The following is a 22,385-nucleotide window of genomic DNA, read 5'->3' on the forward strand; positions in this document are numbered from 1 at the left end:
AGACAGGATACAGAATGGTGCAGCATTCATTCACCAACAGGAATCACTGTGGGCACGTCACTTCTTCAACAATCGATTCCCCCTCACTCTGATCACGATCTGACCACTTCCACTTTTCCTGCAATCGGATTCTCCCATCAGGTAGGAACTCAGGTGTGGAAAAGCATTGCCCGCCTCTGATCTCCTGCTGAACATTTACATGGTTATACCTAAACTGGATGCAGCCATTTTCCTGTACAATCCCGATCATGGTCCCTTTTAGGATGTCCCCTCCGCTATAGGTGGCGAAAAGAATATTCCCTTCTTGATGATAGTCAAAAATGGTTTTTGAAGAAACCTCTCCGTTTGCTGTATTATCAGTCGATACAAAAGTACGTCCATCGTAATTAATCATAGATAAAGGCTCCTTTTTGTTTGTCCTCTTGACCTGTGTACTGCCAGACCCAAATAAATATTGCTCTCCTAATCAATCAATATTTATATCGATATAAAATTGTTTAATCAACGTTCATTTCCTTACAAGCCCATCTATCCCCTCTAGCATTGTGTTAAAATTTGGTTATAAAGGATAGAAAGAGGTTTGTACATGAATAAGATGATGTTTTACTTTTGGATAATGGGTATCGCCATTATTGCTTTTTTTACAGGGGAAATTGCTACGGTCATGATGCTCTACTTAATCTTGATTGCCCTACATGCCATCCATTCAACACTTAAAGATTTTTATGATGATTGGAAAAGTAAGCAGTAAATGATGTTCGAATGTTTGATTTCTTTTCTCTTATTTGTTGCTCTTGTGAATTTAATTCCTCAATTTTTCACTATGAAGTTAGCAAATACATATAAGAATAAAGCTTAACTAGTTGGATGGGTAACTTTTTTAAAGTTACTCATTTCTTGAAAATATCAACAATCTTCATACATAGCCAAGATTAATATATTGGTAAATTGGTAAGCGACCATGATGGTTCACTCACTCTTCACCCTCAAAGTTCAAATAGGTTACGTCTTCTTTTTTAACCACCGTAAATACTTCGTTATCCTTTGCATATAATACGGTATCGCCATAACTATACTCTCCGTGATTAAAGGAAATGCCGAATTTATTATTGCTTGGGTAGCCATATATGTAACAAACGACTTCCCCCTCTTTCATGAACACGATTTGATTCATGCCCTCGTTGACCGTTTCCTTAATTCTATCCCACTTATATCCGACCGTCTCATACACATCTTCTTTTGTATAATACGCGGGAAATGAATAGACTTTATCCCATTCAAATGGAGTAAACTCCGTCAAGTTCACAGGTTCGTCCGGTATCTCCATCGTCAGGATCTTATCTTCGAGCAGCTTTGCATTTGTATCCCAAATCTCCTTTTTAAATGGATTCGCCCATATGAAGACAATGAGAATCGTCAAGAACACCGAAGCTATCATATACCTTTTCTTATTATTCATATAACCTCCTCCTTAAATTGTTTTTTAAAAGTAATCCGGGATTTCAAAAGGATTTCTATCATTTTCTTTTGAGTAGTACATACATATGCTATCCTTATATTTTTGCTTAGCAGGTGGCAACTCAATAAATTTCAACTTGTTATAGAATTCCATTCCGATATCGCTATACAGGAAAAAATCCGTGCACTTTTCATTTCGCTCTAACTCCTGTATGGCTTGTTGAATCAGGGCAGACGCATAGCCTCTTTTCCTTAGGGTAAAGGGGGTGGCAATTGATCCAATTCCTCTACTGGTGCTACCTTCTGATGAAGGTAGTTCGTATACGATAAGAGAACTTATTACCTCTTTTGTTTCTGGATTTTCCAAAACATACCATGTGCCCTTCTTGTACTTACTAGATTGGTTACACATCGTTATATATTCGTCAGAAGGCATGTTTTCTCCCCAAACATCGTACCCCATCAGATACACTGACTCCATGTCCTCACTTGTTGCTTTTCTGATCTTCAGCATATACCGACTCCTTGTTTTTACTTGGTCCCAACCGGATTTTCATGTAAAAATGGCTTAAAGGAGGTTACGGATATGGAACTACATTTGCCTAAACGTATCCTAATATCTTTAACAATTGGCATCTTCCACTCTATGACTTAATGAACTTGAAGTTTCGGCAAACAGCTATTTTTGTTTTGAAGAAGATTTTCCTATCCTAGAGTCATAGATTCCCCGTTGTTATTTCTTCCTTTTCTTCAAAATATTGTGCTTTAGAAGGGATGAATATGGTCAGGCAAAGGGCCCCGGCCAGTACAATTCCTAATAGGCCAAAGCCGATACAAACCATTTGCAACGAAAACCAGTCGGCCATTAACCCGAGTAACAACGTCAAAATAATTTGTACGATGCCTTGAACCATTTCTGCCATGCTGCCAAATCTCCCCATAATCGCAACCGGTACATTGTTTTGGAAAAAGGTGGCGTATCCCGCGTTCGCAAATGACATCACAAAGCCTAAAAACACGAAAGCTGACGTCGCCGTTATAAAGTCCACGGATGCATAAAATAACAGGTATCCGATTGTTGACAGGAACAATCCCCCTCCTACAAAGTATCGAAGTGGCAGTTTCTTGGAAACCGCAGTCGCAACGGCCGCACCTCCCAATGCCCCAGCACCCGTGAGACTTGTAATGAAGCCATATTCCTTATCCGTCAATTCCAAGTGCTGTTTAATGAAGGTGACTTCTTGTGAATCCAAGGCATAACCGATGAGCACGGCCCCTTGAAACAAGATGTATACCGTTATGAAGAACTTAGCTCCCTTCGTGAATTCCCTGACCACTTTCCAATCGCTCAGGAGCGTTTTCAAGGAAACGGGGGCTCTTTCCGCTTTTCCTAAATCTCCGTCCACATCCGGAAGAAGGTAGATGAAAAAAGCACAAACGAAGAACGTTATGGCATTGATCACAATACATAAATCGGTCCCTACCGACATAATGAGGATTCCTGAAATGGCGGGTCCCAATAAGAACGCACCTGAACTGGTCAAACTCATGATGGAGTTAAAACGCTTTCGCTGTTCAGGAGGAACGAGCTTCGTTATGTAGACCGATGAACTTGGACCAAAAAAGGCGCCCACAATATTGATCAATAAAAGCACCGCATAGATAGACCATAATGACCCTATAAAAGGAATCAAGAATATCAAGATCCCTCTTACGACATCAATGGACATCATCAACCGGCGTTTATTGACCCGATCAATGACACTCCCCGACCAGGTATTCGTGATCAAAGTCGCTAATGGCCTGATCATATACAGTCCAGCCACCGCTGCCGCTGAACCGGTCAAGTTCAAGATGGAAACATTAAGGGCAATTAAGTAAATCCAGTTTCCTAGATACGAAACCCCTATTCCTGATAGTAATAGAATGGGGTTCTTCCAACTCTTCATTCACTCACCCCTTTACTATCGAAGAATTGTTATCCAGTGACTCTATAAAAGTATGTAGCGTTCGTGAATATAATTCAGGCTGGTCTCTATGTACCAAATGTCCCGCGAATGGAATGATGGAAACATGGATATCCGAATTCAATTGCTTATAGGTTACGGCCGCTGAAATTTCGTTTTTCTCTGCTTCGCCAACCATACACAAAGCTGGAACAGCAAGGTTAGAAACATCGCCCGTTTCGTCGAACGGATAAAAATCGTCTCCTTGAAAAGAGCGGAGTAACGCTTTCCAGTCATTGTTTCCATGCATTCCATCCAAAATCGAAACCACTTCTTCATTTTCAAATAGTTGTTCGTGATGCGCTGCTTCCTGTTTCGAAAGTTCCTTCCAATTATCCGGCTCAATGGGGAAAATTCCGGAGAAGGTTAAGGATGACACTTGCTCGGGATATTTCTTAGCAAACAATAAAGCGGCTATGCCACCAAGGGAAACTCCGGCAATATGGCACTTTTCAATCCGCAATGCCTTTAATGTGTCATGGATGTCGTCTGCGCAATGACTGAAATAATGATCAATTGGACCCTCCGATTGACCATGCCCCCTTAAATCAGGACGAATCACTTTGAAATTCCTCTCTGAAAAATAATCGCTTTGTTCCTCATACTCCGTTAATCCCGTCATACCGCCTGAATGAATCAATACAAGCGGGAACCCTTCTCCTGAAATGCTTGTATGTAAAATCATCCCCATCTCTCCAATCATTCTATAAGTTTTCATTTATTATACTATTAATCATACATATTTTTACATAACATTCAGATAAAAAGGGTGGGGTAGCAAACCCCTATAATCACGCCTCCCAAAGTCCTAAATCAATAAAGCCAAGAGTTTTGCGCTATGTTTTTTATATTTAATCTTTTGTTGTTCCTTGCTTCTTTTTACGGTTTCGATAAATGGCTAGAGTAGAAATGCAAACTATATAGATAATAAAAAGAAAGAAAAGAACCACTTCCTCTACCTCCATGACAAGAAAAGGATTAAACGTGTCTATAATGGAAGTGGGCACATCAAAGCCTATGAGCATATCTATTCCTAACGAAAACAAAATCAAGCATACAAATATCAAAATAGAGATTCCTAATACTTTCAAGCCTTAACACGCTCCCCATAGATTTTGGTCCCACCGATTTATCAGTTCACTTTCAATCCTTCATCCTTCCCTTTCCTATTCTTGATAAAAGCAATGAGCAGAAGGAAAAGAGGAATAACCAACTGAAAAGGAAGATGGATATACAAAGGAGCAACCTCTAGTCCTTTATATACATGTTCTGAAAAGTTGCTGGCAATTAATATCGATAGTAGTAAGACGATGAACCCCATTGGATAAACCAATACAGAAGATTCTTTGATCTGGAACAAATTAGTGGTACCTTCCACAGATGCATAGAAAAAAACACCTAGCTTAAAGAAGCCTGCAAAAACGGAGGATAGCATAAAAGTAACATCCAATCTTTCTAAAAACCCAGCTAGCTCTATGGTCTGGATAGTAGAAAGAAGGGGAAACTGCGTGCGTGAAAGTAGACTCACACCGAGTACACTGATATTTATTGTCATGATTAGTGCCAGAATCACGCCACTTAACCCTAGTCCGTATAATCCTGTTTTCATCACCTTTTCGGGCTTGTTCAAAAAGGGAAAAATCATGGTGAATACAATAATTTCACCGAATGGAAAGTATAGAGTAGTAAAAGCGGTTTTTAGGACTGGCCTTAATCCTTCTTCCAATACAGGTTGCAAGTTAGAAATATGCATACTTCCAGAAATACTAATTAGTATGAAGCCGCTGATGCCGAGTAAAGCGATAATAATAAAAATCAATTCTCCAGTTCGGGCCAGGACCTCGATCCCTTTTCTAATTGTATACACGACGACTATGATCATCAGTGCATTCATAATAAATAATGGACTTTCTGGAAAGAAGACCGTGATCAAAAGTTCCCCAAAATCCCTCAGGACTCTAGCCGAAATATAAAGAAAGTAAAGGATGTAAAAGAAAGCCAATATTTTCCCTACAAAGCTACCTAGTATTTTTTGCAGATATTCGGTCAAAGGAATATCTGGATAGTACGAAAAAAGAGCATAATATATCAAAAATAAGCATAACCCGCCTGACAGTCCAATTAGTATAGCCAGCCAAGCATTCTGTTTCGCTTCAACCGCGAGGGGGACCAATATCGCACTGCCAAGTTCAAACAAGACAATAAGCACGAACAGCTGATGTGTACTGATCTTTGCCTTTTCCAATAAAATTCACATCCCATTTTAGACTTTACATATCTGAAAGATACGAATTTTTTCTTAACCCACTCCGCCTGATAAAAGCTTCTACCTCAACCTTTACGGTCAATTTCGGGAAGTAAGCTTCATTCCACTCACTTTTCATACCTTCCCATTGCTTTGGGTCGGACCGATGAACCACTTCGCCAAATCCGAAAATATCCGTTTTATTTAGTTGAGTCTTCTTAACTGTCTTTTCTAGCTCCTTTTTGATTTCTTTTCTCACTACTTTTTCCAATTCCAAAATTATAGAAGGATCATTTAGATTGATGGGTGTCCTTACTTCGCGAATATCTCCTTCCGCCCGGATTCGTACCGTAATGACAGGGAGGTCCTTCTTCGTGTCAGCAGTGACTTTAACTTTTTGACGGATAACATTATAGACAAGGCTATTTTTATTCCCTCTCCAATCCAGTTCAACATCGGTTTCTTTAATTCTGTCCAGTATCCAAACAACACCTCGGGAGGTTTCGCCCTGATACCAATCAATTAACTTCCCGTCTCTAAAAATGGCTAGCCCGTGCGCTTCCAGTGTTGTATCGAGCTCCGACTTTTGAACATTCGTCATATCTTTGCCCTGTTTGACCTTCCCTTTCATTCGAAAGCCGCTGAGGACCGGTTCCCTTCCATCGGCAGTAAGTACAGAAATGAATTCCTGAATGGAAACCTCCAAATGCTCTCCTTTCGTTAATTCAGTAATTTTTAATGTGCCGTTCACTTTCTCTGCAGGAATTTCATCTATGGCCGTCAAGGTTTTAAGCAAATCCCCCGCTTTTGTATCATGGGCAATCACAAGTTTTAATGTGGCTCTAATTTCTGGATCCCTTTCAAAAGCATCTAAAATGGTTGAAATTCCTTCTTCCTTTGCCAGTTCTTCACTGATGACTAGTAGATTTGCATGAGCATGATAGAGCCTACGAGAGACTTTGGATGTTGCGTTGAAATGAGCCTCCAGCGTACTATGCCCCTTAGCACTGTATACGGAAACAGCAGGACTTTGTCCGCCCCCACCGCCCTGGAGCCCTCCTGCTACGTTACCTGGATTGATTATTTGTATCGTCTTGGTATAGGTTCCATCATCATTCTTATCAATCGCCATAGCAGAAATGATGGCTAGGTCGTTTAACTCCTTCTGGTTCCAACACCCTGATAGGAAAATGGGGATTATCATCATCATATAAAGAAAAATCGATTTATGGTTCATTGCGACCACCTTTTCTTACGGTAGAATTCACCATGTTACGAGGTCCTGGGGGCTTAGGTTTCTGAGTTTCACCTTGTCCAGTATTAGTAGATTCGCTCATTAATCTTGGTTTCTTTTTGTAAGCCCAAAGTGGCCTACGGAAAATCGTATCTCCGACTTCATCCTTTATGAATGGGGCCAACGGAGACATATAAGGGACACCGAATGAGCGCAGGCTGCATAAGTGAACAATTAGGACGATAAAGGCAAGGGTGATTCCATAGAAACCGAATACCGCGGCACTTAACATGTATACAAATCTGATCATACGTGCAGATATAGCCACTTCATACGAAGGTGTTGCGAAACTGGCAATGGCTGTTATCGAAACGACAATGACCATTGCCGGTGAGACTATGCCTGCCTGTACAGCTGCCTGCCCAATGACAAGCGCCCCTACGATAGAGATAGTCGAACCTATCGCTTTAGGCATGCGTAGGCCTGCTTCTCTTAAAATTTCAAAGGTTATTTCCATGATGAGCGCTTCGAGAAATGCCGGAAATGGGACCGATTCACGTTGTGCCGCAATGATTATGACCAACTTTGTTGGAATCATCTCCTGATGGGAGGTGGTAGCAGCGATATAGACTGCTGGTCCTACAAGAGAAATAAAGAAGATGGCGATACGTAAAAAGCGAATCGCCGTAGAAATGTCAAACCGTTCATAATAATCTTCAACCGATTGAAAAAAATCAATAAATAAGGCGGGAACAAGCAATACGAAGGGCGTCCCATTAACAAATATGGCAATTTTCCCTTCAAGTAGATTACCTGCAATCTTATCTGGCCGGTCTGTATGGTTGATGGTCGGAAACGTCGTTTTTGTCTCATCTTCAATTAACTGTTCGATATATCCAGATTCAAGAATGCCATCGATGTTAATCCTTTTTAATCGGGTACGCACTTCTTCAATGATTTCCTTTTTTGCAATACCATTTATGTACAATAACGATACATCCGTTTTCGTTGTTTTACCTATCTTCATGGACTCACTCCACAAATCTGGAGTATTAATTATTCTACGAACCATTGCTATATTAGTCTCAATGGATTCCGTAAAGGACTCTTTTGAACCACGAATAGCAATACTTGTAGTCGATTCCTGAATGGAACGTCTCTCTCCACCCTGCGTGCTGGCACTGAGAGCTTCCCTTACCCCATCTATAAAAATGATGGTGTTGCCTGACATCAAGTCCGTGAATAAAGAATCCCAATCAACAACTTCTTTAATCTCTCCAAGAGCAATAACCTCTTCGCCAATAAACTGTAAAGCCTCTTTAGGAATGGACTTTTCGTGTAACACAGGATTATTAAGAATGGACTCTATTAAGAAATCATGTAAAGTTTGAGTGTCAATTAAACCTTTAATATATACAATGGCAATTTTCACCTTGAAATTTTTTTCAGATAATGATCGAATCACGATATCCGAACTGTTCCCCGTTTTCTTCTTCAAAACTTCAAGATTCGCTTTCAATGTCATCTCCAAATAGTCTTTTAATTTAGCACTAGAAGGATCTTGACCGTTATTCTTTTCATCATTTCCCGAATCAGGCTTTCCTTTTATAAATGAAAACATGGCACCGACCTTCCTTTTCTTTTCCTATTCTGTTCGTGAATGTACCCATTTATGCAAGGCTCTCCCCGGTAAGAAGGACAAACTTTTGTCTCCCGCTACCCATGGAAATTCAACCCTATTTACTATTTATGAAATAAAAAAGCACCTCAAAACCGCTAGGTTTTGAGGTGCTTTTAGGTATACGTATCAAATTAAAATCTTCAATATAAGGTTTGGATTAATAAGTTGTCCAACCGCCATCAGCTGTAACGACTTGTCCATTGATGAAGCTAGCATCTTCGGATCCTAAGAAGATAGCCAATTTAGCAATTTCTTCTGCTTGGCCGACACGCGGGTTAAGGGCCATTCCCAACCCTTGACGAGCTACACCCACTTCAGAAACGCTAGTCATCGATGAAGTGATGTTCGTCAAGACAGCACCTGGTGCGATGCCATTGCAACGAATGTTTTTGTCAGCGAACATGAATGCCGTGTTTTTAGTTAAACCGACCACCGCATGTTTAGAAGCTGTGTAAGCTGCACCTGCACGTCCGCCATGAAGGCCGCCCGCAGAAATGTTATTCACGATGACACCATGTCCTTGCTCTAGGAATAGTTTCGTCGCGATGCGCATGGATTTCATAACAGCTGTCGTGTTTACAGCAAAGATCATATCCCAACGGTCATCTGAAATTTCGTTGACAGGCTCCATGCCGTCCATGATGCCAGCATTATTCACTAAAATATCCAGTTTACCGTATGTTTTTACCGTTTCATCGAATAAGCGCTCTAAATCTTCAGCCTTCGTTACATTCGTATCGATAGCGAATGCCGTTCCGCCTTCAGCCACGATCGCTTCAGCAACAGCTTTAGCACCTTCTAAGTTCATATCCGAAACCACTACTTTCGCCCCTTCAGTTGCATAACCTTCCGCAATGGCTTTCCCCATACCTGACGCTGCACCTGTGACGATTGCTACTTTATCTTGTAATTTCATTAAATACTCCCCCTTACACACCATTTTTATTGAACACTTGTTCAATAAAAATTATAATGAAAAGAATGAATATGTACAATCGACAAAAATGGTAGAATGTGTTCATAAATAGACAGATTTAGGATGATGTGTCCGTTAAAGGAGAAATACAATGAAAAAAGATTTACGGGTGATCAAAACAAAGAAGAATTTGCAAACGGCCTTATTGACCTTACTTGAGGAAAAACCACTGGAAAAAATCTCGATTGCGGAACTTTGCAGAGAAGCAAACGTGAACCGGGGGACATTTTATTTACATTTTCAGGATGTACCGGAGTTGTTTGAAATGTACTTTGAAGAAATCACGATTGATTTGAAGAAAGCCTATTATGAGCCCTTTCATTTAACAAACAATCATATTGCGAATTTAGAACCACATATGGTCCGCATCTTTCATCATGTAAAGTCGTTCGATACCTTTTATTCCATTGTTTTCAACAGAAAAGCGCCACTGATGTATTACTATACGTTATTTGACATCATCCGCGTTTATTTAAAGGATTCCATCGAGGATAACATCCTGAATGCAGAGGACTTTCATTCGGATTATACGGCAAGTTATCAGGCCAACGCCATCTTGGGGATGGTCATCGAATGGGTATCAAGGGGATTCAAGGAAACGCCTGAATATTTAAGCGAACAATTACTTCGTATGAACAAGAACATTCGATAAATGGAAGAATTACCTGTAACTTTACGAGATGATTTCACACAATAGAAAACCCAGTAACCATGAATTCAGTTACTGGGTTTCTTTTGCTAAAAACAAGATTTGCCGTTGCTGAAATTATCCTATTCGAACTGGATTTGAATCGAAACGACTTCGGAGCGTGTACCAATCCTAATCGGTGGCCCCCAAAAACCAAAACCGGATGTCACAATCGAATGCATCTGACCCTTCTGCAAGTAGCCCCGATCATTTTCATAAATGGCATCAGTAATGAGGTTGCCCGGGAAGACCTGCCCGCCATGAGTATGACCTGACAACATCAAGTCAACGCCTGCCTGCTGTGCTTTATCAAGTTCATATGGTTGATGATCCAGTAATATACTAGGTCTTGTACGGTTCACACCATTCATCAGTGAGTCTAACGGTCGTCTGTCGTGATCGATTCGGTCTTTGCGCCCGACGAGCGTGAATTGCCCTTGAACGTCTACGATTTCATCATAGAGGATCGTGATTCCGCCATGTTCCAAAGCTTCGATTAGTTCCTTTATCGTACCATCATGCCTATCGTGATTTCCAAGCGATGCATAGACTCCGTACGAGGCATGGAGCTTGGATAATGTCTGATCGATTTTTTGATCAAGGAAAGGCTGAATATCATCATCGAAGAGATCGCCTGGCAACAGGATTATATCTGGGTGGAGCGCGTTCATTTCCTTAACCAAACGCTCCGCGTGATTTTTACCTGACAGCAGACCAAAGTGTGTATCTGCCGCCATCGCAATATGAAGGCTATCAAGAGTCGAGGAGCCTTTTTCCATCTTGATATCATAGTTGCGAACAACGGGGCTGTATGCGTTATATGTCCCGTATATTAGAAAAAAAATAACCAAGCCTATCGTGACGATGCCCGCCCATTTATGTGTTATGTGCCTTGGTAGCCGAGTGAGGCGCAAGAGGATAACCGTAATATGGGCAAGGGGAACGAGCAGTAACAGCAAATAAAAGCATGCCATCCAATAAGCACCCACAATATTTATGAAGGTGAGCCCAGACATGCGGCCGACAATAAGTGAACTGGCTGCCAGCACGAGGACGAGGCTATAAAGTATCTTGAAACGTCGGCTTGATGATTCCGGACGGAGCCAGCGATATCCCCGCCACCCGATATAATAGACGAGACCGCCATAAAGCAGCAAGGCGATGATCAGAATGAGGATGAGCATATGGATTCTCCTAACGTTCTATTTTTCAATCTCCTTTTTTTCTTTTATTATCTCTGCAAATGAAGCTAATTTCCACTTTCATTATAATTGTAAGAATCATACATCAAATGGCTACAAAATTCCTTTTAAATGTTTTTAACTAGATTGCGAGAAGCGTACGCTTGGTGAGATGAAATCTCATTATTAAAGATTCAAAGTAGAAAACCCATACCAATTGTCATGGGTTTTCTATAGTACATTACTTATTTAGATGGCCCTCAAGTAATAGTCAATCTTTGACTTCATCCCCATTCATGCAAAAAACTTCATTACGGGCTCAAGCGTTTTACCATATTCAGTGAGTGAATACTCTACTTTCGGTGGGACTTGTGGGTACACAACCCGTTCGATTATATCTTGGTCCTCAAGCTTAAATATGGACAGCTTTAAAAGAAGCAGGATTAGGGGCATCTTTACAACATTATAATCCACTAATCGATGACAAAGTGAAAGAAGAATGGGATATACCAATCAACTGGAAATTAATTACCCAAATGCCGTTTGGTAATCCGATTTCTCTACCGGTGAAAAGGTATTTAGGCAAGTGACTTACCCCTATGTCATAAATTATAAACAGGAAACAACAAATGATTATGAGTTTTTCAAAATCAACCAAGAACTTTAACACAGCCTATATTATTTATAAAATTTGAAGCGATCTTCAACTGGTTTAATTTTAAGCTAAAGCTGTGGTAGATACATAAAGGGTACCTCGCTTAAAGTAACGGGTTCTCTTTTTTGATAATCATTGATAAGTTTTGGTGGGAAATTTTGGAGATTTAATGTATGGTATTAGTATTCACCAAGCGAATGATAACGAAAATTGTTAGCGGAGAAACAAAGCCGTTCATTTAAAGTGGGAATGAAAGGGGATTAAAAGTATGTTACTAAAAAACATTTTGAATTTTTACAATTTATTGTTGTCTTTAGGAGCTTTTTATATGGGTGTGTCAATGCTTTTAGGAAGAGGAGTTTTCGATACATTCCCACCTGAGTGGATAGGTAAATTGCCATTTAATAGTTGGGCGAGCCTAGCTTCATTTGGAATGATTATTTTTGGAATGGGAAATGCCTTTGCTTCCATTTGGGGATTTATAAAGAAAGAAAAAATAATATTTATAATGACCTTCACTATGGGTGCTTTGCTTTTCTTCTGTACCATTATATCAACTAGGTTGGTGGGAGAATGGTACTTACCAACAGGACAATTTCTGATATTAAGCATCATCCAAATATTACTTGGATTAGTTGGCTTCGTTATTTCTTACTTCACTAACAGAGCTTTGGTCGAAGAATAAATCAATAGGCTTTATTAAAGGTTTTTATGTGCTTTTTTAAATCAACCAATAACTTAAACATAGCCATAATATAAAAGGGAAATCCGTAAATATAAAAGTCTGATACGATTTGACAGGTATCAGACTTTTACTTGCGACTTCAATCCAACGGAATCTCAATCACTTGATCGTAAAAGGTAGTGATGGAATACCCCTCAATCTCTATCCCGATGGGGGCAAAAGGTTCCTTTCGATCATCCGTTGATAGCTCGATTTGATGATTGGTCGAGAAGAATCTCGGTTGCTCCAATTCGTTCAAACGGTGAAAGTTCTCGCTTGCTTTATACGTATGCCCCTCTTTATCTCTGTAATAGCCATCCCTCCTATTACCTGATGATCCTTGCCCATCTTTATCATAAAAATGAAAATGAAGCGTTTCATATTTCCGTTTGGGTTGAAGCTCTTCGGTCATCACGACTTCAGTAGGCTTACCGACCTTTATCGAATCGATGGAAATCCCACTCCCCAAATATTCAAATGTTTGTGGGAGCTCTTTTGAAGGGTCAATCGCGAAACGGGCTGAATCCTCTACAAAGAATGAAGCAGGACCCATATGAACACGGATTTCCTTAGGTTGATTGAAATATAGGGATTCAAATGTTGCCTCCGTTGAATTCCAGCCAGCTGCGCTTCCTCCCCCACCACCGCTACCCATTATTGGATAAACAAATGTTCCGTCACTTTCGATACTGGCCATTTGAAGGTACTCCATGTTTTTCTCATCATTATCGTTCCGGTAGCGATAGGATAAGATTGTCGCCGTCGGGGCGATCGTCACTTTATCAAATATAACGGGATTGCCTTCGATCTTCTTTTCCTTTTTAATCGCATATACGAGGGCTGGATGCTTCTTCACAGGAATGTCAAAATGCCATTTCCCTTCAATGAACTCATTGCTTCCCCCAGGAATCCCTTCAGAACCTTCTCCTTCTGATGATTGATTTATCATTTTCTCAAGCTTAGTAAGCTCCAGTTGAATCGTTCCTTCCTCAGCGGACATCGGTAACGCGCCAAGTTCGCCTTTATACACATAATCCTTTTCCGAATAGAGGGCCGAACTACTATTGATGGGTGAAAACGTAGAATCATCTTTCTTGTCCCAATCTCGATCTTGATTAGCGATTTTCAGCCCTTCAGTGAAATTGATGCCATATTTGTTCTCCTTCTTTCTATCTTCCACTTCATAATAAATCAGCGTCTGGATGTCATCGGCCACCACATTCGTAATGGTCACCTTCACCCCATTACTTTCAGCCACAAGGTTCAACTTCTCTCCAAGCCCCTGCTCGATATAGCTTTCCACCTGCTCAGTTTGCTTGTTGGTTGAATCCTTCCACCAATCCATCATACTTCCAAAGCCATTCGTCGCTACCGCCGTCCCCATGAATACCAGTAAGAATAACGCGGCGGCCATCCCCATCATCACCCGAAGTCGATGGTTGGGTATAAACGTGCGCCTGCCTTTTTGCGTGGTGGAAACCCTAGCGCGAACCCCAGTCATGAAATCCTCCGGAACTACTATGCTATCGTTTCCTGACTCAAGGCTCGCAATCACCTGTTTCAACCCGTTCATTTCCTTTCGGCAGCCTTCGCATTCCTGTATGTGTTCTTCCATCTCTATTGTTCTCATCTCATCTAGAACGCCTTCCAGATAATCCAGTAAATCGGCTTGTATATCTTTACACTTCATCTGCGTCACCGCCTTCGATTATTTTTCTCAGCATCAAAAGTCCTCTATATATTCTGGATTTAACGGTCCCGACCGGTAGTTTAAAAATGGTGGCGATTTCCTTTTGCGAATAGCCTTGAAGGTACCGTAACATGATCATTTCCCGATACTTTTCATCCAGGCGGTCCAGGTCATCCAACATTTCCAACTCATCCTGAAAGTGAGAAGCCGCCCCCATATCTTGTGAGAATTCCATTTCACTAGGCTTCCTTTTCCGATAAATGGCCCGGCACTCATTGATGAATATCGAAGTGACCCATGATTCAAACGATCGGTCTTCCTTCAACTGGCCGATCTTGGCATGCACCTTCATGATTGTATTGTGAAAAACATCCTCCACATCCTGATGGTTCTTCAGATACGACCACCCCAGTTTATAAAACTTTGATTGTCTAGTAGTAAACCAATCTATCACAGCGCTCATATCTTGTTTCTTAATTTTCTCCAATACCTTATTTTCCGAAATCGATGTGATCACAAATGCTAGTCTCTCCTTTCCAATTTCCCCTTTTATAAGTAGAGCATCTAAATATGGATAAAGTTCCCTCATTCATAATTTTTTTTCAACCTTGCCTCCATTTTATAGTAAAATAGTTCAATAATAAGGAAATAAGTAGGAGGTAAAGAGATGTTTATACATAAGATTGATGAAGAAGTTTCTTTGAAGATGCTAGAAATGAAGGATGCCAAGAAAATTTTCCAGCTAACGGACCTATCAAGAAATTATTTACGAGAATGGCTGCCATGGTTGGATAGGACAACCAAGATTGAGGATACACAAGCCTATATTCAACACTGCTTGAACGGGTTTGCTGATAATGCGAGCATGACAACGGTCATTTTATATCAGGGGGAAATTGCCGGGGTAGCCGGGTACAACCAGCTGAACTGGGCAAACAAAACAGCCTATATCGGATATTGGCTGGGAGAAGAATTTCAAGGGAATGGAGTGATGACCAAAGTGGCCAAGGCATTGACTGACTATGCTTTCAACGAGTTGCACCTGAATAAGGTGGAAATCAGGGCAGCGGTCGCGAATAAAAAAAGCCGGAGCATTCCCGAGCGATTGGGGTACGTAAATGAAGGCTGTATCAGACAAGCCGAATGGTTATATGACCATTATGTGGATCATATCGTGTATGGGATGTTGGCCGAAGAGTGGGAGAAGAAGAGGGTGTAAGTCACGTTATATCAGGAGGGGAAAATGGTGAATAGTACGAGTGAGAAACGACACATGAGGAAAATCAGGACTTTTATTTATCTGTCGATGGCCTTGCTTTTTTCGATGATTTTTATTTTGGTTAGTATGTTCCTTTTATATTTTCCTATGGTAAGTCTATTAGATTTTGCCTATTTCCCACCAAAACTCGCTCTTGGATCTTTCTTGGCAGCGCTTGTATTTTCTATTTTGGCCATAAAAAATCCCTTTGGTAAGATCTTGATAGCCGTGAACGTAGTTTTCGTGCTCTTCATGATTTTTCAGGGAGTATAGTGGAGAAAAGCCTTCAATCGGCTTTCTTCCACTTTCTTTAATGAACTGGAAAAACAGCTGGAAATGGGAGAAAGGAGTGTATTCCCGTTCTCAATAACGCATCACCCTTTAAACCCTTGTCATATAACAGGGGCAGACAGGGAATCGAAGCATTTTTTTGTTTATCGTCCCCTATATAGAAGGAAAAAACAGCGATGATATTTGTAACCGTTTTCCTGTTAATCCGTTGGGAATTATATGTTTAAACGCCCTCCACGATGGCTAAAGTATTAGTAGATTACTATTTTGGAGGAGGAGATTTTTTTGAATATCTATGAACAGCAAAAAAACGGACAACCGGGACAAACACAGTCCAAACAGCCTGGAATTGAATCAGAGATGAATCCGCTTCCGGTTCAGCCAACGGACTACATAGGAAGCGGTAAGTTAAAAGATCAAGTCGCCTTGATTACAGGTGGAGATAGCGGCATCGGACGTGCGGTCGCCATCGCGTATGCAAAAGAAGGTGCCCATGTGGTCGTGAATTATTTGGACGAACACAGTGATGCAGAAGAAACGAAAAAGCTGATTGAAGCGGAAGGCGTGCGATGCCTACTACTTCCTGCTGATGTTTCCGTGGAATCGAATTGTAAGGAATTAGTTCAAAAAACATTGGAAGAATTCGGTAAACTAGATATCCTGGTCAATAACGCAGCCGTACAATATCCGACCGAGAAAATCGAAGATATTACGGGCGAGCAATGGGACAAAACGTTCCGCACCAATATCTACTCCGTATTTTACATGAGCAAATATGCGGTTCCTCACATGAAACAAGGCAATTCGGTCATCAACACGACATCCATCAACCCTTATAGAGGACACGCGACATTGATGGATTACACTGCTACAAAAGGTGCAATCGTCGGATTCACTCGAAGCCTCGCACAGAATGTGGCAAGTAAAGGAATCCGTGTCAACATGGTAGCGCCAGGCCCAATCTGGACTCCACTTATTCCAGCGACATTCGATGAAAAATCCGTAGCTGAATTCGGCACCGAGGCACCACTCGGCCGCCCAGGTCAACCAGCCGACCACGCCGGAGCCTACGTTTTACTCGCATCGAATGAAGGTGCCTACATTACAGGACAATGCATTCATATCAATGGCGGAATTACGATGTCATCTTAATCCCAGGATTCAAAAACGACCGGGGCACAAAGCCTTCGGTCGTTTTTTCAAGGAGCACTTTTAATTAACTATTTTTTTCTCGATTTCATGAATATAAGCATTCAAAATACCAATTTGCTCCTCTAATTTTTTCTTATGCTGAAACAAAATCTCTTTAGTATTTATATCTTCATGTTCTAATTGTATGGATGACATGCTTGCTCTTATCTCTTCAATCGACATGCCTAGATTTCGGAAACATCTTATTAAATTAAGGATTTCTATGTCTTTATCATCGAATGTACGATGGGCTTGTTTATTTCTTTTAATAGGAGGAAGTACGTTTATTTTTTCATAATATCTGATAGTGCTAGAAGGTATTTGAGCTAATTGGCTAGCTTCTTGAATGGAATACAAAATGCTTCCTCCTTGACTTAAAGTATGGTTTAACCTTTAAGGTAAATACTATCAAACAAAAAGGAGAATGTATAATGAAAAATATCTTAGTAGTAGTCACTAATGTTTCTAAATATCCAAATCAGGAACGTGCAACAGGATTATGGTTGGGAGAAGCCGTTCACTTCGTGGACGAGGTGGAAAAGGAAGGCTATAAAATCGATTACGTTAGTCCTAAAGGTGGGTTTACACCGATTGATCCACACAGCTTGGAAGCCGATCAAATGACTGAATTGGATTGGAACTATTATTCAAACAATGAATTCTTAACGAAACTAGGCACTACTTTATCGGCAGATGAGATTAACCCTAAAGATTATGATGCCATTTATTATACAGGTGGGCACGGGGTAATGTGGGATTTCCCTGAAGATGAAAAGTTACAAAGTATCGCTAGTGCAATCCATGAAAATGGCGGGATCGTCTCAGCTGTATGCCATGGTTCTGTAGGCTTATTAAATATTAAAAATGCGGCAGGTAACTATTTAATTGCTGACAAAAAGGTTGCAGGCTTTGCAAATACGGAAGAAATCGCACTTGGACTAGACAAAGCGGTTCCATTCTTAACAGAAGATGAGCTTGTCAATAGAGGAGCCAATTACGTGAAGGGCGATGACTGGGCAGCATTTGCTGTAGCTGATAATCGCGTTGTCACTGGACAAAATCCAGCATCAGGCGCGGCCGTTGCGAAAAAGGTCATAGAACTATTAAAATCCGCACAATAATAGTAGGGTATTCGAATCCAACTGCCTCACGTCCCTGTGTCAGCCACTATTCTGACAACTGACATAGATGTATTCGCATTTTCTATAAAAGAAGAAGTAACCAGATGGAACACGGTTGCTTCTTCTTTTTTTATTGGATGTAGAGATTGCTTGTTCAAGGTTGTTTGTCCAAATTAAATTACATTTACCTTCTAAATAAATCCTTCGTTTTTAAGAGCTTGAACGCCTTTTAAGTAGTTCTCCTTAGGGCGGGATACATGCTATTTTGTTTGATCTCAACTCAGCCCTACTATTAAAGCACACACACTACTCTGCATTTTAACAAACATGACTTTTTTCGAAAATCTTCGAGATATTGCACTCATATTTATAGTATGATAAATATGGTTATTTTTGTATGTTTAGTTAAATTATATAAAGTACGACCAAAACGAAGGCTAATGCTCGCCTTTGGTATTTACACAAGAAATGGACAAGTAGTACCTTTTTTACCTAATTCGGTATTTACCCAAACACTGTACTAGTCTGATAACTGAAACAAAGAAAACAGCTTGGCTGATTTTATGCATGTTTATGCATCCATACTTTTTATTTTTGTTCTTAATAACGACCATAAATTTAATACGTTCGTTATTTTTACTATATTAATATAATAAAAGGTGAATTTTCAGTGATTATTACGCATTATGGGGGGTTTTTGGCGATATTGGACTCATCAACAAGGATTTGGTCTCTTTTGTTGATGAGTTTTTTGCTATTTTTCGATAATCCTTCTCCATATCGGCCCATTTCGATGGTTTATCGGTCAAGTTGCAGCTTTTATCGGTCAATTTCAGTATTTTATCGGTCAAATCCCACTATTTATCGGTCAAACGCCGCCCCTACCAAAGCTCCATCAACACAGAAAAACCCCCGGATGCAGATGCACCCGGGGGTAGGTCGTCATTTAGTTTTAACGATTTGCGACATGATTTCGTACGAACGAACACGTGCTTCGTGATCGTAAATATGTGAGCAGACCATGATCTCGTCCACTTGCGTTTCATCCAAAAATGCTTGTAGTTCATGGCTGATTTTAGTAGAATCGCCGATGAATGTGTACTCCAACATCTGATTGACGGCGGCTTTTTCGTATGGACTCCAGTACGTATCCAGGTTATCGACAGGCGGTTTCAGCAGTTCCTGCCCTCCCCTGATCACGTTTAGGAAGAACAATTTCAGGGATGTTGCTAAGCGTTCGGCTTCTTCAGTAGTATCGGCTGCCACTACATTCACGCAGGCGATTGCATAGGGTTCCTTTAACTGTTCAGATGGTTGGAAGGAATCTTTATAGAGCTTTAGCGCGTCCTTTAAATACGATGGAGCAAAGTGGCTCGCAAACGCATATGGCAAGCCCATCATGCCGGCAAGTCTTGCACTGAATAGACTCGATCCGAGTATCCATAGAGGGACATTCGTGCCTTCTCCAGGAAACGCCCGGACTGGACCGGATTTATTCGTGCTTAAATAGTTTTGCAGCTCGACTATATTGGAAGGAAAGTCTTCCCCGGAGCCACCGACATTCCGTCGTAGGGCCCGTGCTGTTATTTGATCCGTTCCCGGTGCTCGTCCCAAGCCTAAATCAATTCTCCCCGGATAAAGTGATTCCAGCGTTCCGAATTGTTCCGCGACCACTAGCGGTACATGGTTCGGTAGCATGATTCCTCCAGAACCGACTCTGATTTTGGTTGTACCGCCGGCGATATAACCGATTAATAGCGAAGTGGCCGAACTTGCGACACCTGGGCTATTATGGTGCTCTGCCAACCAATATCGTTCGTAGCCAAAGTCCTCTACTTTTCTAGCCAGAGCGAGTCCATTGTGAAAGGAATCCGCAGGCACTTTTCCTTGTAAAACCGTCACTAAATCCAAAACGGATAAAGAAAGGTCTTGAAGTTGTTTATTCGTGTTTTTCATGTGTGTTATCCCTTCTTCCAACAATTTCATTTCAACATATCTAAATATGTAGATATGATATGGTAAAAAAATAGGCAGAGTTTCCGCGAAATTCTACCTATAACTCTTTTTTGATGAACTCCCCTAATTCCTTGATGACTTGCTCATTACGGCGATAATAGGTCCACTTACCAATCCGTTTGGATTCCAAGAGCCCTGCCTTTTGCATCATATCAAGGTAACTGGAGATGACCGATTGTGCGAGACCCGATTTTTCCTGGATACTCCCGACGCACACGCCATCATTGAACTGTCCATCATGTTGTTGATGAATAAAGTTTTCTTCAGGATTTTTTAACCACTGTAAGATTAACTGTCTTTTTTCATTAGATAATGCTTTAAAAATGAGTAAATGATCCATGGGTTCATTATATCTATTTAAGTAGATATGTCAATCAGGCGGATTGGCCCACTTTTTTGCCCGCTTATCGATCTCTTGTATATACTTGTTCTTTCCTTCTATGTATTCAGCCCTCTCATTCGGGAACACCTTCGCTAACCTTTTCTTGAGTTGGCTGTACTTATGCGCTTCTTCTGGATGGGCAATCATATAATCCCTGAATCGTACGTGACGGATAATTTCTTCATTGCCGCGTTGAAAGACATGAACATGATGAGTCCTCTTGTCCCCACCTTTCACGAAAAAACGTCGATGGGCGATTCCATACTCACCCATGGCTTCATACCCGATCCTATCCATATCCGCATTATACTCATCCACTCGATTCAACCACTTCACTTCAACCACCATATCGATGACCGGTTTGGCATGAATTGTAGGGATGGCTGTACTCCCAATATGATGGATGTTCAAAATATCGTTCACAAAGATCTTTAGTAACTTTTCGCATTCATCCTGAAACATGTGCGGCCACTTCTCCTGATGAGAGACAACCTCCACTTTCCTCATACGAACCACCTTCTTCTTACACGATTTCTCTTAATCGATTTATTACCGCACTCACCTCTTTCGCTCCGCTTCATTCATTCACACTAGCACTATACTCTTATGTTATATATTCTTGACCGACCGATAAAAACCCTTTCTATTATCCAATATAAGGAATTATCTGAATGACACCCACCCCACTTTTATCCTATACACAAATCATCATGGTTGTTTTTACCAATTCCGTGATATAGTTTAGTAATCATAACCAATCGACTGGGGGAGTCATTGTGGCAAAAAATACATCAGAGAAAGCAGTGTGGTGGCGCTTTTCCTTACTGTTCATCCTATTTTCTTCACTGTGGTTCTTTCTTTTCTATTGGATCAACAGGAAGATACATGATACGGGAGATGTCCTGTTTTACGGAACGCCCGCTAGTTCCTATTGGGTATATTTCATCTGTGCAGTCGTATATGGCCTCACAACGTGGGGGATCTATTTTACGATGAAACAAGGCATCCATGAAAAATCCTTTCAGTCATTCAAAAAGGGTGCTCAATTTATTATGACATTAGCAGGATTGCCCCTCCTTCTTTCTTTGCCCTTTCTTTATTTAGGCGTGACACATGCCCTCGTGGTAAGTGACGAAAAGATTCAGTTTGCATCGTTCTGGAGTTTGAAAGAAACCGAGTATTCCTGGGAAGATGATGTACGAGGCGTTGTCATCGACTATTCCATTACCACCACCACGAAGATTCCCCACAAACGTCATTTTAACGGTAGGTACATCATCCATTTTAATGATGGGAAGAAAATCGATATGTGGGAAGGGGTTTTGGAAGGAAACCTTCCTGCGATCAAGAAGATAGATGAAATGATTCAAAAGAAGCAAATCCCTTTTGCGGTTCAACGAAAGCCATCTGCAGAAGAAATAGACGAATTCTTTAACAATAAAGACACTGAATTCATCAATGACCTTTATTCAAGGTGAAATTTTACATATTTTAAAAAGCCCGAATTGATTAATGGGAGTCAATTCGGGCTCACACCAGGTAAGTTTCCGCGTCAGTAGCCACCTTCATGCAAATCTTTAACAGAAGC

The 22,385-nt window shown here is 40.8% G+C and carries 23 protein-coding genes and 1 pseudogene; 7 read left to right on the forward strand and 17 right to left on the reverse strand.

The genetic code is table 11. The annotated features are described in order from the left end of the window. Positions 1-43 precede the first annotated feature (43 nt). The gene (locus ACQKL0_RS11530) at positions 44-394 is read right to left on the reverse strand and encodes a n-acetylglutamate synthase (RefSeq protein WP_427687708.1); all 351 of its coding nucleotides are present in this window, start codon (positions 392-394) and stop codon (positions 44-46) included. Between the two features lie 192 nt (positions 395-586). Here ACQKL0_RS11530 and ACQKL0_RS11535 point away from each other — a divergent pair, with 192 nt between their 5' ends. Further along, positions 587-751, forward strand: coding sequence for a hypothetical protein (locus ACQKL0_RS11535; RefSeq protein WP_403080380.1), 165 nt, complete (start codon positions 587-589; stop codon positions 749-751). A 222-nt stretch (positions 752-973) separates the two neighbouring features. On the opposite strand, the gene ACQKL0_RS11540 is transcribed toward ACQKL0_RS11535, so the two are convergent. The 8 genes from ACQKL0_RS11540 to ACQKL0_RS11575 all read right to left on the reverse strand — a co-directional run bounded on the left by ACQKL0_RS11540 (position 974) and on the right by ACQKL0_RS11575 (position 9,540). Continuing rightward, positions 974-1,459 (reverse strand): hypothetical protein, encoded by a 486-nt coding sequence (locus ACQKL0_RS11540; protein ID WP_402873978.1) that lies wholly within the window; start codon positions 1,457-1,459, stop codon positions 974-976. Positions 1,460-1,483: 24 nt separating this feature from the next. Beyond that, positions 1,484-1,972 (reverse strand): GNAT family N-acetyltransferase, encoded by a 489-nt coding sequence (locus tag ACQKL0_RS11545; protein WP_427687710.1) that lies wholly within the window; start codon positions 1,970-1,972, stop codon positions 1,484-1,486. Between the two features lie 202 nt (positions 1,973-2,174). Further along, positions 2,175-3,407, reverse strand: a complete 1,233-nt coding sequence (locus ACQKL0_RS11550; RefSeq protein ID WP_427687712.1) for an MFS transporter — start codon at positions 3,405-3,407, stop codon at positions 2,175-2,177. A 4-nt stretch (positions 3,408-3,411) separates the two neighbouring features. Further along, complete coding sequence (locus tag ACQKL0_RS11555) at positions 3,412-4,149, reverse strand: alpha/beta fold hydrolase (protein ID WP_403080375.1); 738 nt, start codon at positions 4,147-4,149, stop codon at positions 3,412-3,414. 447 nt (positions 4,150-4,596) lie between these two features. Then, on the reverse strand, positions 4,597-5,709 hold the full coding sequence (locus tag ACQKL0_RS11560) for a GerAB/ArcD/ProY family transporter (RefSeq protein WP_427687714.1): 1,113 nt from the start codon (positions 5,707-5,709) through the stop codon (positions 4,597-4,599). A gap of 25 nt (positions 5,710-5,734) precedes the next feature. Continuing rightward, positions 5,735-6,946: a Ger(x)C family spore germination protein gene (locus ACQKL0_RS11565; protein WP_427687716.1), complete on the reverse strand. Its 1,212-nt coding sequence runs from the start codon at positions 6,944-6,946 to the stop codon at positions 5,735-5,737. Further along, a complete protein-coding gene (locus tag ACQKL0_RS11570; RefSeq protein ID WP_427687718.1) occupies positions 6,936-8,564 on the reverse strand; it encodes a spore germination protein in 1,629 nt (542 codons plus the stop codon). Before ACQKL0_RS11570 ends, ACQKL0_RS11565 begins: the two co-directional genes overlap by 11 nt. Before the next feature lie 217 nt (positions 8,565-8,781). Continuing rightward, the gene (locus tag ACQKL0_RS11575; RefSeq protein ID WP_402873962.1) at positions 8,782-9,540 is read right to left on the reverse strand and encodes an SDR family oxidoreductase; all 759 of its coding nucleotides are present in this window, start codon (positions 9,538-9,540) and stop codon (positions 8,782-8,784) included. Positions 9,541-9,691: 151 nt separating this feature from the next. On the opposite strand from ACQKL0_RS11575, the gene ACQKL0_RS11580 reads away from it, so the two are divergent. After that, entirely contained in the window at positions 9,692-10,252 is a 561-nt protein-coding gene (locus tag ACQKL0_RS11580; protein ID WP_427687720.1) for a TetR/AcrR family transcriptional regulator C-terminal domain-containing protein, read from the forward strand. Positions 10,253-10,371: 119 nt separating this feature from the next. Here ACQKL0_RS11580 and ACQKL0_RS11585 read toward each other — a convergent pair whose 3' ends face one another. Beyond that, positions 10,372-11,472: a metallophosphoesterase gene (locus tag ACQKL0_RS11585; RefSeq protein WP_427687722.1), complete on the reverse strand. Its 1,101-nt coding sequence runs from the start codon at positions 11,470-11,472 to the stop codon at positions 10,372-10,374. A 281-nt stretch (positions 11,473-11,753) separates the two neighbouring features. Beyond that, positions 11,754-11,880, reverse strand: a pseudogene (locus ACQKL0_RS11590) (winged helix-turn-helix transcriptional regulator); the annotation flags it as partial. A gap of 512 nt (positions 11,881-12,392) precedes the next feature. On the opposite strand from ACQKL0_RS11590, the gene ACQKL0_RS11595 reads away from it, so the two are divergent. After that, entirely contained in the window at positions 12,393-12,809 is a 417-nt protein-coding gene (locus tag ACQKL0_RS11595; RefSeq protein ID WP_427687724.1) for a hypothetical protein, read from the forward strand. A 139-nt stretch (positions 12,810-12,948) separates the two neighbouring features. Here ACQKL0_RS11595 and ACQKL0_RS11600 read toward each other — a convergent pair whose 3' ends face one another. Together ACQKL0_RS11600 and ACQKL0_RS11605 are read right to left on the reverse strand one after the other, a co-directional pair. Then, positions 12,949-14,538 (reverse strand): DUF5643 domain-containing protein, encoded by a 1,590-nt coding sequence (locus ACQKL0_RS11600; RefSeq protein WP_427687726.1) that lies wholly within the window; start codon positions 14,536-14,538, stop codon positions 12,949-12,951. Continuing rightward, complete coding sequence (locus ACQKL0_RS11605) at positions 14,528-15,055, reverse strand: RNA polymerase sigma factor (protein ID WP_402874982.1); 528 nt, start codon at positions 15,053-15,055, stop codon at positions 14,528-14,530. The genes ACQKL0_RS11600 and ACQKL0_RS11605 overlap by 11 nt, the downstream gene beginning before the upstream one ends. A gap of 150 nt (positions 15,056-15,205) precedes the next feature. On the opposite strand from ACQKL0_RS11605, the gene ACQKL0_RS11610 reads away from it, so the two are divergent. After that, a complete protein-coding gene (locus tag ACQKL0_RS11610) occupies positions 15,206-15,757 on the forward strand; it encodes a GNAT family N-acetyltransferase (RefSeq protein ID WP_427687728.1) in 552 nt (183 codons plus the stop codon). Positions 15,758-16,372: 615 nt separating this feature from the next. After that, on the forward strand, positions 16,373-17,239 hold the full coding sequence (locus tag ACQKL0_RS11615; RefSeq protein ID WP_427687730.1) for an SDR family oxidoreductase: 867 nt from the start codon (positions 16,373-16,375) through the stop codon (positions 17,237-17,239). Between the two features lie 60 nt (positions 17,240-17,299). On the opposite strand, the gene ACQKL0_RS11620 is transcribed toward ACQKL0_RS11615, so the two are convergent. Continuing rightward, entirely contained in the window at positions 17,300-17,635 is a 336-nt protein-coding gene (locus ACQKL0_RS11620) for a MerR family transcriptional regulator (RefSeq protein WP_427687732.1), read from the reverse strand. 74 nt (positions 17,636-17,709) lie between these two features. Here ACQKL0_RS11620 and ACQKL0_RS11625 point away from each other — a divergent pair, with 74 nt between their 5' ends. Next, positions 17,710-18,399 (forward strand): type 1 glutamine amidotransferase domain-containing protein, encoded by a 690-nt coding sequence (locus ACQKL0_RS11625; protein WP_402987236.1) that lies wholly within the window; start codon positions 17,710-17,712, stop codon positions 18,397-18,399. A 942-nt stretch (positions 18,400-19,341) separates the two neighbouring features. Here the strand turns inward: ACQKL0_RS11625 and ACQKL0_RS11630 are convergent. The 3 genes from ACQKL0_RS11630 to ACQKL0_RS11640 form a co-directional block, all read right to left on the reverse strand. Continuing rightward, positions 19,342-20,355, reverse strand: coding sequence for an LLM class flavin-dependent oxidoreductase (locus tag ACQKL0_RS11630; RefSeq protein ID WP_427687734.1), 1,014 nt, complete (start codon positions 20,353-20,355; stop codon positions 19,342-19,344). Between the two features lie 97 nt (positions 20,356-20,452). Further along, entirely contained in the window at positions 20,453-20,755 is a 303-nt protein-coding gene (locus tag ACQKL0_RS11635) for an ArsR/SmtB family transcription factor (protein WP_402874996.1), read from the reverse strand. Positions 20,756-20,785: 30 nt separating this feature from the next. Then, positions 20,786-21,304 carry a GrpB family protein gene (locus tag ACQKL0_RS11640; RefSeq protein ID WP_427687736.1) on the reverse strand — a complete coding sequence of 173 codons (519 nt, stop codon included), beginning with the start codon at positions 21,302-21,304 and terminating at the stop codon, positions 20,786-20,788. 269 nt (positions 21,305-21,573) lie between these two features. Between ACQKL0_RS11640 and ACQKL0_RS11645 the strand changes: the two genes are divergently transcribed. Continuing rightward, a complete protein-coding gene (locus ACQKL0_RS11645) occupies positions 21,574-22,275 on the forward strand; it encodes a hypothetical protein (protein WP_427687738.1) in 702 nt (233 codons plus the stop codon). The last annotated feature ends 110 nt before the right edge of the window (positions 22,276-22,385 follow it).

Origin of the sequence: Peribacillus sp. NPDC097264, from assembly GCF_050277925.1 — a bacterium.
In the GTDB taxonomy this organism is placed as follows: domain Bacteria; phylum Bacillota; class Bacilli; order Bacillales; family DSM-1321; genus Peribacillus.

Excerpts from the sequence above, each read along its gene's own strand:
- ACQKL0_RS11530 (WP_427687708.1), bottom strand. The coding sequence starts at position 394 with ATGATTAATTACGATGGACGTACTTTTGTATCGACTGATAATACAGCA.
- ACQKL0_RS11535 (WP_403080380.1), top strand. The coding sequence starts at position 587 with ATGAATAAGATGATGTTTTACTTTTGGATAATGGGTATCGCCATTATT.
- ACQKL0_RS11540 (WP_402873978.1), bottom strand. The coding sequence starts at position 1,459 with ATGAATAATAAGAAAAGGTATATGATAGCTTCGGTGTTCTTGACGATT.
- ACQKL0_RS11545 (WP_427687710.1), bottom strand. The coding sequence starts at position 1,972 with ATGCTGAAGATCAGAAAAGCAACAAGTGAGGACATGGAGTCAGTGTAT.
- ACQKL0_RS11550 (WP_427687712.1), bottom strand. The coding sequence starts at position 3,407 with ATGAAGAGTTGGAAGAACCCCATTCTATTACTATCAGGAATAGGGGTT.
- ACQKL0_RS11555 (WP_403080375.1), bottom strand. The coding sequence starts at position 4,149 with ATGATTTTACATACAAGCATTTCAGGAGAAGGGTTCCCGCTTGTATTG.
- ACQKL0_RS11565 (WP_427687716.1), bottom strand. The coding sequence starts at position 6,946 with ATGAACCATAAATCGATTTTTCTTTATATGATGATGATAATCCCCATT.
- ACQKL0_RS11570 (WP_427687718.1), bottom strand. The coding sequence starts at position 8,564 with ATGTTTTCATTTATAAAAGGAAAGCCTGATTCGGGAAATGATGAAAAG.
- ACQKL0_RS11575 (WP_402873962.1), bottom strand. The coding sequence starts at position 9,540 with ATGAAATTACAAGATAAAGTAGCAATCGTCACAGGTGCAGCGTCAGGT.
- ACQKL0_RS11580 (WP_427687720.1), top strand. The coding sequence starts at position 9,692 with ATGAAAAAAGATTTACGGGTGATCAAAACAAAGAAGAATTTGCAAACG.
- ACQKL0_RS11585 (WP_427687722.1), bottom strand. The coding sequence starts at position 11,472 with ATGCTCATCCTCATTCTGATCATCGCCTTGCTGCTTTATGGCGGTCTC.
- ACQKL0_RS11595 (WP_427687724.1), top strand. The coding sequence starts at position 12,393 with ATGTTACTAAAAAACATTTTGAATTTTTACAATTTATTGTTGTCTTTA.
- ACQKL0_RS11600 (WP_427687726.1), bottom strand. The coding sequence starts at position 14,538 with ATGAAGTGTAAAGATATACAAGCCGATTTACTGGATTATCTGGAAGGC.
- ACQKL0_RS11610 (WP_427687728.1), top strand. The coding sequence starts at position 15,206 with ATGTTTATACATAAGATTGATGAAGAAGTTTCTTTGAAGATGCTAGAA.
- ACQKL0_RS11625 (WP_402987236.1), top strand. The coding sequence starts at position 17,710 with ATGAAAAATATCTTAGTAGTAGTCACTAATGTTTCTAAATATCCAAAT.
- ACQKL0_RS11630 (WP_427687734.1), bottom strand. The coding sequence starts at position 20,355 with ATGAAAAACACGAATAAACAACTTCAAGACCTTTCTTTATCCGTTTTG.
- ACQKL0_RS11635 (WP_402874996.1), bottom strand. The coding sequence starts at position 20,755 with ATGGATCATTTACTCATTTTTAAAGCATTATCTAATGAAAAAAGACAG.
- ACQKL0_RS11640 (WP_427687736.1), bottom strand. The coding sequence starts at position 21,304 with ATGAGGAAAGTGGAGGTTGTCTCTCATCAGGAGAAGTGGCCGCACATG.